We start from the raw sequence: 12,994 nt of genomic DNA, 5'->3' as shown, positions 1-12,994 counted from the left end.
GCGTAAAGCAGAAACGCCGTGAACAGCGGTGGTCGAGACCATCAGGAGGTAGGAGTCGGAAACTCCGAGGGCCGGTCTGGGCGCTTAGCTACCGCAGGCGACACATCAACGGAACCAAGCTCGCTGATGCTGTTTGTCAGTAGGCAGGAACCGCCGTATACGGAACCGTACGTACGGTGGTGTGGGAGGACGGCGGGGGTGACCCCGCCTCCTACCCGATTCAGCGCGCAGAAGGTCAAGCTGTAGCGCTTAACTGACTGGCATTAGGCAAGCCCCGGTCTTTTTCATTGTGCCTCTGGCCTGTGCGCGGTGCGCTCCGCTAGCGATAGGCCTGAGCGATGCCCCGGCGCTCTTCCAGGCATTCGGCCGCACCCAGCTCGAACTCCCGGCAGATCAGTGGGCGCACCTCGTAGATGGTGCAGCGCATGCTGTTGCGGTCCAGCGCTGCGCACCAGTTGTCGTCCAGGCGACGCATCACTTCGCTGCCCCACTGGTCGGTATCGATCAAATGCTGCGGCACGTCGTTATCGCCGAACAGCATCACTTCCAGCTGGCAGCAGCAAGCCGCGCAAGTGCTGCAACTGATCTCGGGTTCGGTTGGCAGTTGGGTATGGGGGATGGTCTGGCTCATGGCGCGGCAGTGTACGCCATGCAGTGGATACGCGGGCTTGGGCTGACAGGGTGCAGCGGACAGTGCCGTCAGTTCAGCAGGCCGCAAGCCGCTTTTCGTAGGAGCCCCGCCTCGGGGCGAAGCGTTTTGGGGCCGCGCCGCCTGGTTCGCGGCGGGGCGCCGCTCCTACACATGCGGGCATTTGTGCTTTTCGTAGGAGCCCCGCCCCGGGGCGAAGCTTTTCGAACCCGAGCCGAAGTGGTTTGCGGCGAGGCGCCGCTCCTACGGAGGCTATCGGCTAGGCCGAGCGGCGGCTGCGCAGGCTCTGCTCGTATTGCGCACGATAGAGTTTGGCGAAGCCGTGCAGCACCGGCATCACCATGGCCCAGACCAGCGCCAGAATGGCCAGGGTTGGCCAGGTACCCAGTGGCAGGGTGACGCCGGCGATCTTGGCGCCGCCGTAGTAGGACAGCGGTGCGGCAACCGCGCCGAGCAGGCTGGCTCGCCACCAGGGCTGGGCAGTCCAGGCCAGACAGTGATTGAGCGTGCTGGCCAGTAGCAGCCAGAGCAGGGCCAGCCACAGGGGGATCAGCTGGCGCTCCTCGCCGAAATCGAATACGCCGAGGTTGAGCAGAAAACTGTCCAGCGCACTGCCGGCGAGAAACACGCTGAGCAGCAGCTTGCCTTCGGCCGCCCAACTGCTGACCCACAGCAGGTGCACGCCAATGATCACTGCCACCACCAGCAGCCAGGAGCTGTCGCCAGCAAAGACGCAGACCAGCCAGCCGAGCTGGAACAGGAGGGCATTGGCGATCAGCTTAGGCATCGAAGTTTCCTAACAGAGGCGCAGGGCGAGCGGCCGGTTTGGCCAGCAGCAGTTGCGCGGTGCCAATGGTGCGTTCGAGGAAGCCGCCTTCGCAATAGCAGAGGTAGAACTCCCACAGGCGATAGAAGTAATCGTCGTAGCCCAACTGCTCCAGGCGCTGCCGCGCGTGACGCAGGTTGTCGTGCCACAGACGCAGGGTACGCGCGTAGTGCAGGCCGAAATCTTCCATGTGATGCAGGTTGAAGTCGGTATGCCGGGTGACCACGTCGAGCATCTTCTGCACCGAGGGCAGGGCGCCGCCGGGGAAGATGTAGCGCTGGATGAAGTCCACCGACTTGCAGGCCTGCTCGTAGCGTTGATCACGGATGGTGATGGCCTGTAGCAGCATCAGCCCGTCGGGCTTGAGCAGGCGCGCGCACTGCTCGAAGTAGGTGGGCAGGAAGCGATGGCCGACGGCTTCGATCATCTCGATGGAGACCAGCTTGTCGTACTGGCCATCGAGGTCGCGGTAGTCCTCCAGCAGCAGGGTGACGCGATCCTCCAGGCCCAGCTCGCGAATGCGTCGCTCGGTATGGGCGTGCTGCTCGCGCGACAAGGTGGTGGTGGTCACCCGGCAGCCGTAATGAGTAGCGGCATAGATGGCCATGCTGCCCCAGCCGGTACCGATCTCCAGCAAGTGGTCCGTAGGCTGCAGTGCAAGTTTCTGGCAGATGCGTTCGAGCTTGTTGAGCTGCGCCTGCTCCAGGCTGTCGTCCTCGTTCGCGAACATGGCTGCCGAATACATCATGGTCGGGTCGAGGAATTGTTCGAACAGGTCATTGCCCAGGTCGTAGTGTGCGGCGATATTGCGGCGCGAGCCCTTGCGGGTGTTGCGATTGAGCCAGTGCAGGCCCTGGATAAGCGGCCGGCCGAGGCGCGCCAGGCCACCCTCCATGGCGTCCAGCACGTCGAGGTTGGCGACGAAAATGCGGATCACCGCCGTCAGGTCCGGCGTGCTCCAGTAGCCATGTATGTAGGCTTCGCCCGAGCCGATCGAGCCATTGCCCGCCACCAGACCCCAGACCGCAGGGTCATGCACGGTGATTTCGGCGCGCAGATGAGCCTGGGGGTTACCGAAGTGCAGGCTGTCACCCGCCTCATGAATTACCAGCAGACCGTGGTGCAGGTTCTGCAGCTGGCGCATCACGGCGCGCCGCAACAGACCGGCGCCAATGCCGTTGCCACTGCGTACCAGGCTTCTTGTTGCGGTCAGGCTAGAGCTCTTCATGGGGCATGTCCTTCGCTTGCGGGCGGGCTACACGGAAGCTGCCTTCCGCGGGCTTGTGGTCGAAAATCGGGATGCGCTTGAACAGCAGGCGCATCGCCTGCCAGTAGATGGCGGCCAGGGTTTTGCCGGTCATCCAGGGGAAACTCAGCAGATAGCGGTGCAGGCTGGCGCGGTCGAGAGCTTCGCGGTGCAGGCTGAGGCTGGCATCGAACATCTTGGTATCGGCTTGCCAGTCGGCCATGTGCACGCCAAGGCGTTCGCCGACGGCGCTGAAACTCATGCGGTATTGCAGCTCGCGCGGCAGGAAAGGCGAGACGTGAAAGGCCTTGTCCACGCTGACTTGATGGCGGCCTTCACCCTCTGCCGGCAGCACGTAGTGATAACGCTCACGCCACGGCGTATTGCTGACTTCACAGAGAATCGCCATCAGTCGCTGGTCGGCGTCATGGCAGTAAAAGATGCTCACTGGATTGAACGCCAGGCCCCAGCTGCGCGGCTGCGTCAGCACGCAGATGCGACCTTGCGGGCGTGTGCCCAGTGCCTGCTCCACGCGATCGCGCACCGCCTCATGCAGGGGCACGCCCTGGCGGGTGGACTCGGGCAGGTAGTCGCTCTCGCGAAAGGCGAATGGCGCCCAGCGGCCGGAACCGGCCAGCTTTGACAGGGCGAACAGCTGCGCCTGCTCACTCAGGTCGAGGTACAGCAGACCCATGCGATAGCGAAAGGCATGGGCGCGCGGGGCGAAGCGGCGATGCTGCACCCAGCCGCTGTACAGGGCGCTGTGCATCAGAGCGTCTCTCCGAAGGCACGCGCTACGCGCAGTGCGCTGACCACGCCATCTTCATGAAAACCGTTGGCCCAGTAGGCGCCGCAATAGTAGGTGTGCTGCGCGCCGAGCAGCTCTTCCCAGCGCGCTTGCGCCGCCGTGCCGGCCAGGCTGTACTGCGGGTGGGCGTACTGGAAGCGTGCGAGGATCTTGCTCGGGTCGATGGCGGCGGTCTGGTTGAGGCTGACGCAGAAGGTGGTATCGCTGTCGATGCCCTGCAGGATGTTCATGTCATAGGTCACGGCAGCCATCTGTTCACGCGGCCCGCCCAAACGATAGTTCCAACTGGCCCAGGCCAGCTTGCGCTTGGGCAGCAGGCGCGTATCGGTATGCAGCACCACATCGTTGTTGGCGTAGGGCAGGGCGCCAAGAATGTCCCGCTCCTGCTCGCCGGGCTGCTCGAGCAGGGCCAGGGCCTGGTCGCTATGGCAGGCGAAGATCACCTTGTCGAAGCGCTCGCTGCCGGCCGCGCTGTGCAGGGTGACGCCATCCTGATCACGGACGACGCGGCTGACCGGGCAGTTGAGGCGAATGCGCTCGGCGAAGCTGGCGGTCAGCGGCGCCACGTAGCTGCGCGAGCCGCCTTCGATCACCTGCCAGGTCGGCCGGTCGCTGACCGAGAGCAGGCCGTGGTTCTTGCAGAAGCGCACGAAGAACTGCAGCGGGAAACCAAGCATGTCGGCCAGCGACATCGACCAGATGGCCGAGCCCATCGGCACGATGTAATGCTCGATGAAGCGGCGGCCATAGCCGTTGCTGTCGAGGTACTGGCCGAGCGTGGTGTCGGCGCTGATGCGGTTGTTGGCCAGGTCGTCCAGCGACTGGCGATTGAAACGCAGGATGTCGCGCAGCATGCCCCAGAACGCTGGCGACAGCAGGTTGCTGCGCTGGGCGAACAGGGTGTTGAGGTCGTGGCCGTTGTACTCCACGCCGGTGGCCGGGTCGCTCACCGAGAAGCTCATTTCGGTGGGCTTGAAGCCAACGCCGACCTGCCCCAGCAGGCGGATGAAATTCGGGTAAGTCCAGTCGTTGAAGACGATGAAGCCAGTATCGATGGCGTAGCTGCGCCCCTCCACCTGCACGTCGACGGTGTGGGTGTGGCCGCCGACCCAGTCGCTGGCCTCGAACACCTGAATGTCGTGCTGGCGGTTGAGCAGGTAGGCACAGGTCAGGCCGGCGATGCCGCTGCCGACGATGGCGATTCTCATGCGTTGTCCTCGTTGCGCGCCAAGCGGCGACCTATGGCCAGTTGCAGGCTGCTGGGCAGGCTGCCGAGCAGTTTCAGTATGGCAATGAAGGGAGTGGGGAAGGCGATTTCATGCGGGCGTTTGTCCAGGCGCTCGGCGATGTGCCGGGCGGCGCGTTCGACCGGCCAGCACATGGGCATGGGGAAGTCGTTCTTCTGCGTCAGCGGGGTGTCGACGAAGCCTGGGCTGACCAGGGTGACGTCGATGCCCTCGCTGGCCAGGTCGATGCGTAGTGTCTGCATCAGGTAGCGCATGGCGGCCTTGGAGGCGCCGTAGGCCTCGGCACGCGGCAGCGGCATGAAGGTCACCGAGCTGCCAACGCCGACCAGGTGTGGGCGCTCGCCCTGGCGCAGCAGGGGCAGGGCTGCTTCGATGCAGTAGCTGGCGGAAAACAGGTTGGCGCTGACCACGCGTTCGATCATCGCCGCCTCGAACTGGCGCACGTCGACGTATTCGCAGGTGCCGGCGTTGAGGATCACGCAATCCAGCGCGCCCCACTCTTGAGCGATGCGCTCGCCAATCGCGCGTACCTGCTCGGCGTCGGTCAGATCACCTGGGGCGACCAGAACCTGATCGCCATAGTGAGCAGCGAAGTCCTGCAGTGGGCCACTGCTACGCGCGCTCAGCGCCAGCTGATGGCCGGCCTTGAGCAATTCTTCGGCCAGTGCGGCGCCGATGCCGCTGCTGGCGCCAGTGAGCCAGATACGTTTCATGCCAGCCTCCGTTTCAGCCAGGCGATCACGCTACCGAGCAGCGGCAGGTGTTCGTAGAGCAGTGCGCCGGCATCGAAATAATCACGGTGTTGATAGACGCGCTTGCGCCAGAGCAGGTGCGAGCAGCCTTCGACGGCGATCTCGGCGCCGCCGCGCAGGCGCGGATGGCGATAGCGCATGGTCCAGCGCAGGTAGCCTTCGCCTTCGGCGACCTGATCGAAGCCGTGAAATTCGAAATGCAGCGCTTCCACATTGGCGTACAGCTCGGCGAAATAGCGGCGTACCGCCGTCAGGCCGTGCACCTCATGCAGCGGGTCACGAAACAGCACGTCATCGCTGTACAGCTCGCCGAGCAGATCGAGGTTGTCCTTGTTCAGCGCGGCGAAGCGCTCGGCGAAATCGTGAAGAAATGCACTCATGCCGGAACCTCCCGCGCAGACAGGTTCTTGAACGCCGCTAGCGCGCGTTCGCGCGAGCGCGACAGATCGACGATCGGGCGTGGATAACCGGCGGGCGCGAACAAGCCGCCCAGTGCGGATGGGTCATGAATGTCGCGCTTGTTCAGCCCGGCCAGCTCTGGCACCCACTGGCGAATGAACTGGCCTTCGGGATCGAACTTCTGCGACTGGCTGATTGGGTTGAAAATACGGAAGTACGGCGCTGCATCGGTGCCGGTGGAGGCGCTCCACTGCCAGCCGCCGTTGTTCGCCGCCAGGTCGCCATCGATCAGGTGACGCATGAAGAAGCGCTCGCCCTCGCGCCAGTCGATCAGCAGGTTCTTGGTCAGGAACATGGCGACGATCATGCGCAGGCGGTTGTGCATCCAGCCGGTTTCCAGCAGTTGGCGCATGGCCGCATCGATGATTGGCAGGCCCGTGCGGCCCTCTTGCCAGGCGGCCAGGTCTTCGGGGGCGTGGCGCCATGGCACCGCCTCGGTTTCCAGGCGGAAGGCACGGTGGCGCGATACCCGTGGGTAGCCGACCAGTGTGTGCTTGTAGAACTCACGCCAGAGCAGCTCGTTGATCCAGGTGACGACGCCTGGGTTGCCACTGTCGAACTCGCCCTGATTGGCCGCGAGCGCGGCATGCAGGCATTGGCGCGGCGATACGACGCCGGCGGCCAGGTAGGCTGACAACTGGCTGGTGCCAGGCTTGGCGGGGAAGTCGCGTTCGTCCTTGTAGTAGCTGACCTGCTCCTCGCTAAAGCGCTGCAGGCGCTGCAGGGCCGCCTCCTCTCCGGCGGGCCAGAGCAGGCGCAGGTTGGCGCTGGGTGTGGCGAAACCCTCTACGGTCTCGGGTACCGCCTCACTGCCGATGGCCAGCGGCGTTTGCGCCTTCGGTGGGGCGATCAATGCCGGCAGGGCCGTGTGCAGGCGCTCGTAGCACACCTTGCGGAACTGGCTGTAGACCTGGAAGTAGCCGCCGGAGCGGGTCAGTACGCTGCCAGGTTTGAACAACAGCTGATCGAGATGGCTGTGCCAGGCGATGGCCTGCTGGCCGAGGTAAGCGCAGACCTGCTGATCGCGCAGGCTTTCGTTGACGCCGTACTCATCGTTGACGTGCACGGCACTGATGTCGTGTTCATGACACACCTCGGCGACCTGCAGCGGCGCCTCGCTCCAGTCGTGGCAGTGGCGTACCAGCAGCGGCACATTGAGCGCCGCCAGGGCCTTGCTCAGCTCCGCCAGGTTGCGCAGCCAGAAGTCCACCTTGCTCGCGGCGTCGTCATGGCGCTGCCACTGGCCGGGCGTGACCAGATACAGGGCGATGGTCGCGCCGCTGCTCATGGCGCGGCTCAGGGCGGTGTTGTCCTGGGTGCGCAGGTCGCTGCGAAACCACATCAGTTGCTGCATGGGGTTACCTCTTGGGTGCCGAGCAAGCCCTGTTGCAACAGCCAGGCGTGCGCGGCGAGCGGGTCGCTGGCCGACTCCAGGCTGGTCAGCGAGTCGCGGTGAATGTGAGCGGCGGGGCCGGCGAGCAGCAGCGGCACCCGGCATTGTTCGGCCAGACGGGGTAACTGGCGGCGTACCAGGGCGCCATCCAGCGCTTCTTCGGCATACAACAGCACGGCGCGCGGGGCGATGTGCTCCAGCGCCGTCAGCAGTTCATTGGGCGGCAGCGGCCAATCGAAGACCTCCACCGGACAATCGCTGGCGCTGGCCAGCCAGGCGCACAGCCACAGGCCCGGCTCCATTGGCGCTTCACCGAGGTTGATCAGCAGCAGTGGCGCGCCGCCGACCTGGCGATTGCAGTGATAGGTACGGGTGGCCAGCTTGCTGCGCAGCCAGGAGAGGAAGAACACCTGCTCGGCACGTGCGCCGAACTGGCCCTGCCAGCGCTGGCGCAGTTCACCGAGCAGCGGCCACAGCAGTTGTTCCACCAGGGTGCTGGCCGGGTAGAGCGCCAGTGCCGAGTTGAAGCGATCATCCAGGCGTCGCTCGTTGAACTGAACGATGCAGCCGAGCAGCTCGTTGCGCTGACGTGACCAGTTGTCGCTGTGGGTTGCTTGCGGCACCTGCTCGTGGTCGAGCAGCGCCTTGACCTGGCCGACGGCAACGCCGCGCGCCAGCCAGGCGAGAATGGCGTTGATGCGTGCGAGATTGGCCGGTGAATAGAGACGGTGTCCCTTGGGTGTGCGGTAGGGAACGATCAGGCCGTAGCGGCGTTCCCAGGCGCGCAGGGTCACGGCGTTGATGCCGGTGCTGCGTGCGATCTCGCGGATCGGCAGGTAGCCCTCGTCGAGCGCCTGGCGATAGTCGTGGCCGGTTTCTTCGTCGGCGATGGTTTCGCTGGTCATGGCATCACAGCGCGTTGCGCAGGCTGAGTGGCTCGGGGTGCGGCTGCAAATACGCCTGCCCGGCGATATAGCGATCCGGGTGACGGCGGAAGTGATGCTTGAGCAGCGTCAGCGGCACCACCAGCGGCACGATGCCTTCGCGGTATTGGCCGATCAGTTGCTGCATCTCCTGCTTGTCCTCAGGGCTCAGGGTGCGTTTGAGGTAGCCGCTCAGGTGCTGCAGCACGTTGCTGTGGGTGCCACGGGTGGCGCATTTCTTCAGGGCGCTCATCAGCTCGCTGAAATAGCGTGGCGCCAGTTCGCCGAGATCGTGCTGGCTCAGGTCGCCGAGCATGCGCCCGAGCGTCTTGTAGCGCAGCGGGTCGGTGGCCATCAGCAGGTACTTGTAACGCGAGTGGAAGGCGATCAGGGCGCGACGCGTCAGGCCTTGCTGCAGCAGGCGCTGCCATTCGGCATGGGCGTAGACGCGGGTGATGAAGTTCTCGCGCAGCACCGGGTCGTTGAGGCGACCGTCCTCTTCCACCGGTAGATCCGGATGCCGCGCGCAGAAGGCCGCAGCGAAGATGCCGCGCCCCGGCTCGCTCGGGCGTCCGCCTTCCTGATAGACCTTGACCCGCTCCAGGCCGCAGGAGGGTGATTGCTGCATGAAGATGTAGCCGCTGATGCCCTGCAGGTCAGTGGCCATGCGCTCGCCGTAGGCGGCCAGGGCATCGGTGACGTCTCGCGAGCGGTCGACGGTGCCGACGGCGCGCGGCGCTTGTGGGTCGCCGACCAGGCGAATCGGCTCCCGCGGGATCGACATGCCGATGCCGACCTCGGGACAGACCGGGATGAAATCGAAGTGTTCGGTCAGGCTGCGGCTGCACAGGCGCGACAGCTTGTGGCCGCCGTTGTAGCGGACCTCGGCTCCCAGCAGGCAGGCGCTGATGCCCAGTTTGGCTTTGCTCGCTTGCATAACCTGACCTCATTAGACCTTGTACATAAAGTGATTCGTGTACAACCTGTGTCTATCATAGGTGCGCAGTTATACAAGTCAAATGATTTGTATAGGTTTGGTATTGGTTTCGCGTGCGGGCAAGCGGCGTCAGCGCGAGGGGGCCGCCGCCAGGTATCGCGGGAGGGTCAGCGCCAGCCTTGCAGCCAGCGCTCGCAGTCTTGCAGCTGGCGCCAGTCGAGTTGCTGGCTGCGTTGCGTAAGTACCGCCTGCAGCTCGACGCCGAGAATGTTGTCCTGCTCGTCGCGAATCAGCTCGGTCACCAGGAAATGACGCTCGCGGTTCTGCGGCTGCGCGGCTGTCCATTTCGACAGCAGCAGTTTGCGCGGGTTGAGACGACGCTTGTCGGGCGTGCTCATTGCAGGTGCTCGAGCAGGCGGCGTGCAGCATCCTGGCCGCTGAGCCAGGCACCTTCGACCCGCCCCGACAGGCACCAGTCGCCACAGGCATACAGGCCCAGATCGGCATCGGCCAGTGCCCCCCACTGATGCGCCTGTGCCGGGCGTGCATACAGCCAGCGATGGGCGAGGGTGAAGCTCGGCGGCGGCACGGCGCAACCGATCAGCTCGGCGAAGGCGCCGTGCAGTTGTTCGATCACCGCTTCCTTGGGCAGATCGAGATTCTGCCGGCTCCAGACGCTGCTGGCGTGCAGCACCCAGGTGTCGAGGTGGGTGTCGCGGCCAGGTTTGCTCGGGTTGCGCGCCAGCCAGTCGAGCGGGCTGTCCTGCACGAAGCAGCCCTCGACGCGAGTGTCCAGGGGGCTGTCGAAACCCAGTGCGACCGCCCAGGTCGGGTCCATGATCACGCTCGCTGCGGTGCCAGCCAGTTTCGGCGCGGCTGCCAACAGGGCACTGGCTTGGGGGGCGGGCGTAGCAACGATCACATGGCTGTAAGGGCCGTGGCTGTTGCCTTCGGCATCGAGCAGGCTCCAGTAGCGGTCGCCACGGAACACTTCGGTGATACGGCAACTGAATTTGACCGGCAGGGCGCCGAGCATGGCACGGGTGATGGCACTCATACGCGGGCTGCCGACCCAGCGTAGTTGCTCGTCAGGTGAGGCGCTGAGCTGGCCGTCCTGGGCGTTGTACAGGCTCGGTTGCCACTCGGCGACCCAGCCACGCGCCTGCCATTGCTGCACCACCTCGACGAAGCGGCGGTCGCGTGCGGTGAAGTATTGTGCGCCGAGATCCAGGCTGCCAGCGTCACTGCGCTTGCTCGCCATGCGCCCGCCGCTACCACGGCTCTTGTCGAACAGTTCGATATCCTGGCCGGCGGCGTGCAGGGCCTGGGCGGCGGATAGCCCTGCGATGCCGGTGCCAATGATGGCGATGGGTGCGTTCATGGTTACCTCGTCAGCGCTGAATGCTATACAGGCTAAGGTTTGGACAAAAGCTATACAAGGGTGTTTTCATGTACAGCTGTCGCCGAAGGCGGCGCTCCCTTGCTTTAGGTTTAGGACAAACACGGCAATCAATAAAGGCACGTGTGCGCGTCATGAACCAGACTAAAGGTGAAGTTTCTTCCATTGCCATGCGAGGACGATGCCATGCATATCCTGCTGACCGGCGGCACCGGTCTGATCGGACGAGCGCTCTGCGCGCACTGGAGCGAACAGGGCCACCGCCTGACTGTCTGGAGTCGTGAGCCAAGCAAGGTCGCGCGCCTCTGTGGGGCCGATGTTCGAGGCATTGCCCGGCTTGAAGAGCTGGGTGAAGAACCACTGGACGCGGTGATCAATCTGGCCGGCGCGCCCATTGCTGACCGCCCCTGGAGCAGCAAGCGCAAGGCTCTGTTATGGTCCAGCCGTATCGGGGTGACCGAGCAGTTGCTGGCCTGGCTGCAGGGGCGTACACAGCGTCCAGCGGTGTTGTTGTCGGGCTCGGCGGTGGGGTGGTACGGCAACGGCGGTGAACGTGAGCTGAGTGAAGATACGCCGCCGGTCACTGATGATTTCGCCGCCCAGTTGTGTGGCGCCTGGGAAGAAACAGCACAACGCGCCGAGGAGTTTGGGGTTCGTGTGGTGCTGGTGCGCACCGGCCTGGTGCTGAGCCCTGACGGCGGCATGCTCAAGCGTCTGTTGCTGCCGTTCAAGCTTGGTGTTGGCGGCCGGATTGGTGATGGCCGGCAGTGGATGCCCTGGATTCATATCGCCGATCAAATCGGCCTGATCGATTTTCTCTTGCAGCACGGCGATGCTCGCGGTCCTTATAATGCCTGCGCGCCGCTACCGGTGCGTAATGCCGAGTTCACCAAGGCGTTGGGACAAGCGCTGAGTCGCCCGACCATTTTCCCGGCGCCGGCCTTCGTTCTGCGCGCTGCACTCGGCGAGATGTCCGAGCTGCTGCTGGGCGGTCAGCGCGCCGTGCCGACACGTCTGCTGGAGGCAGGTTTCAGTTTTCGTTTCACCCATCTGGATGTGGCACTAGCCGATCTGCTGGGCCATCAATAGCTAGGATTTCGCATGACCGATCACGCATTGTTGCTGGTTAACCTGGGTTCGCCCGCGTCCACCGAAGTAGCCGATGTTCGCCGTTACCTCAATCAGTTCCTGATGGATCCCTATGTCATCGACTTGCCCTGGCCGCTGCGTCGTTTGCTGGTGTCGCTGATTCTGATCAAGCGTCCTGCGGCATCGGCGCACGCCTACGCCTCGATCTGGTGGGAAGACGGTTCGCCGCTGGTGGTGATCAGTCGCCGTCTGCAGGAAGCGATGAAGGCTCATTGGACCCAGGGGCCGGTGGAGTTGGCCATGCGTTATGGTGAGCCTTCCATCGAGTCGACCCTGCAGCGTCTGGCTGCGCAGGGTATCCGTGACGTGACCCTGGCGCCGCTGTATCCGCAGTTCGCCGACAGCACCACCACCACGGTGATCGAAGAGGTCAAGCGGGTGGTGCGCGAGCGCGGCCTGAACATGCGTCTGTCCACTCTGCCGCCGTTCTACGATCAGCCGGAATACCTCGACGCCCTGGTGGCCAGCGCCAAGCCTTATCTGCAGCAGGAATTCGATCACCTGTTGCTGAGCTTCCACGGCCTGCCGGAACGTCACCTGCACAAGCTCGATCCCAGCGGTCACTGCCTGAAAGGTGACGACTGCTGCCGCAGCGCTTCGCCCGCGGTACTCGCCAACTGTTACCGCGCGCAATGCCTGCGCAGCGCCGAGTTGTTCGCCGAGCGCATGGGCCTGCGCCCGGAGCAGTGGTCGGTGAGCTTTCAGTCGCGTCTTGGGCGTGCCAAATGGATCGAGCCCTATACCGAGAGCCGTCTCGACGAGCTGGCCGCGCAGGGCGTGAAGAAGTTGCTGGTGATGTGTCCGGCCTTCGTCGCCGACTGCATCGAGACCCTGGAGGAAATCGGCGACCGCGGCCGCGAGCAGTTCGTCGAGGCCGGTGGCGAGAGCCTGCAACTGGTGCCCTGCCTGAACGATCATCCCGACTGGGCGGCGGCGTTGAAGGTGCTGTGCGAGCGGGCGCCACTGATGATCTGAGCGCTTGTTCAGGTAAAACAGCGCTGCGGCCAATGCCGGTCAGAGACAGAACTGTAGGAGCCGGCTTGCTGGCGATCCGCTCAAAAAGCATCGCCGGCAAGCCGGCTCCTACAGATTCGCTTAACTGACGGGCAATACGCTCTGAGCGACTATTGAGTTTCGCTACCGAGCCATTCGCCTCGGCGGGTATGAAGCATTCGCCGACCTGATAACACCTTCGAGCAATACTCA

General features: G+C 64.3%; 14 protein-coding genes. 2 read left to right on the top strand and 12 right to left on the bottom strand.

The features are described from left to right. Positions 1-319 precede the first annotated feature (319 nt). From DBO86_RS18435 to DBO86_RS18380, 12 genes are all read right to left on the bottom strand, one after another. On the bottom strand, positions 320-631 hold the full coding sequence (locus DBO86_RS18435) for a YkgJ family cysteine cluster protein (protein WP_003459516.1): 312 nt from the start codon (positions 629-631) through the stop codon (positions 320-322). Positions 632-908: 277 nt separating this feature from the next. Further along, positions 909-1,436: a DUF2878 domain-containing protein gene (locus tag DBO86_RS18430; RefSeq protein WP_108234472.1), complete on the bottom strand. Its 528-nt coding sequence runs from the start codon at positions 1,434-1,436 to the stop codon at positions 909-911. Continuing rightward, positions 1,429-2,703, bottom strand: a complete 1,275-nt coding sequence (locus DBO86_RS18425; protein ID WP_074861225.1) for an SAM-dependent methyltransferase — start codon at positions 2,701-2,703, stop codon at positions 1,429-1,431. Before DBO86_RS18425 ends, DBO86_RS18430 begins: the two co-directional genes overlap by 8 nt. Further along, positions 2,690-3,490, bottom strand: a complete 801-nt coding sequence (locus DBO86_RS18420; RefSeq protein ID WP_108234471.1) for a DUF1365 domain-containing protein — start codon at positions 3,488-3,490, stop codon at positions 2,690-2,692. Before DBO86_RS18420 ends, DBO86_RS18425 begins: the two co-directional genes overlap by 14 nt. Beyond that, on the bottom strand, positions 3,490-4,737 hold the full coding sequence (locus DBO86_RS18415; RefSeq protein ID WP_108234470.1) for an NAD(P)/FAD-dependent oxidoreductase: 1,248 nt from the start codon (positions 4,735-4,737) through the stop codon (positions 3,490-3,492). The genes DBO86_RS18420 and DBO86_RS18415 overlap by 1 nt, the downstream gene beginning before the upstream one ends. Next, complete coding sequence (locus DBO86_RS18410; protein WP_108234469.1) at positions 4,734-5,489, bottom strand: SDR family NAD(P)-dependent oxidoreductase; 756 nt, start codon at positions 5,487-5,489, stop codon at positions 4,734-4,736. The genes DBO86_RS18415 and DBO86_RS18410 overlap by 4 nt, the downstream gene beginning before the upstream one ends. Continuing rightward, positions 5,486-5,908, bottom strand: coding sequence for a nuclear transport factor 2 family protein (locus tag DBO86_RS18405; protein WP_108234468.1), 423 nt, complete (start codon positions 5,906-5,908; stop codon positions 5,486-5,488). The genes DBO86_RS18410 and DBO86_RS18405 overlap by 4 nt, the downstream gene beginning before the upstream one ends. Next, entirely contained in the window at positions 5,905-7,341 is a 1,437-nt protein-coding gene (gene phrB, locus DBO86_RS18400) for a deoxyribodipyrimidine photo-lyase (RefSeq protein ID WP_108234467.1), read from the bottom strand. The genes DBO86_RS18405 and phrB overlap by 4 nt, the downstream gene beginning before the upstream one ends. Continuing rightward, entirely contained in the window at positions 7,329-8,285 is a 957-nt protein-coding gene (locus DBO86_RS18395; RefSeq protein ID WP_108234466.1) for a MerR family transcriptional regulator, read from the bottom strand. The genes phrB and DBO86_RS18395 overlap by 13 nt, the downstream gene beginning before the upstream one ends. Positions 8,286-8,289: 4 nt before the next feature. Then, positions 8,290-9,240: a YbgA family protein gene (locus DBO86_RS18390; RefSeq protein WP_108234465.1), complete on the bottom strand. Its 951-nt coding sequence runs from the start codon at positions 9,238-9,240 to the stop codon at positions 8,290-8,292. A gap of 167 nt (positions 9,241-9,407) precedes the next feature. Further along, entirely contained in the window at positions 9,408-9,638 is a 231-nt protein-coding gene (locus DBO86_RS18385) for a TIGR02450 family Trp-rich protein (protein ID WP_108234464.1), read from the bottom strand. Further along, positions 9,635-10,621 carry an NAD(P)/FAD-dependent oxidoreductase gene (locus tag DBO86_RS18380; protein WP_074861209.1) on the bottom strand — a complete coding sequence of 329 codons (987 nt, stop codon included), beginning with the start codon at positions 10,619-10,621 and terminating at the stop codon, positions 9,635-9,637. Before DBO86_RS18380 ends, DBO86_RS18385 begins: the two co-directional genes overlap by 4 nt. Positions 10,622-10,825: 204 nt before the next feature. Here DBO86_RS18380 and DBO86_RS18375 point away from each other — a divergent pair, with 204 nt between their 5' ends. Beyond that, positions 10,826-11,728, top strand: coding sequence for a TIGR01777 family oxidoreductase (locus DBO86_RS18375; protein ID WP_108234463.1), 903 nt, complete (start codon positions 10,826-10,828; stop codon positions 11,726-11,728). Positions 11,729-11,740: 12 nt separating this feature from the next. Then, the gene (gene hemH, locus DBO86_RS18370; protein ID WP_108234462.1) at positions 11,741-12,763 is read left to right on the top strand and encodes a ferrochelatase; all 1,023 of its coding nucleotides are present in this window, start codon (positions 11,741-11,743) and stop codon (positions 12,761-12,763) included. Positions 12,764-12,994 lie beyond the last annotated feature (231 nt).

Origin of the sequence: Ectopseudomonas oleovorans, assembly GCF_003052605.1 — a bacterium.
Lineage (GTDB): Bacteria > Pseudomonadota > Gammaproteobacteria > Pseudomonadales > Pseudomonadaceae > Aquipseudomonas > Aquipseudomonas oleovorans_A.
Note: the sequence above shows the minus strand (reverse complement) of the source record. Positions and strands in the feature narration are given on the sequence as shown.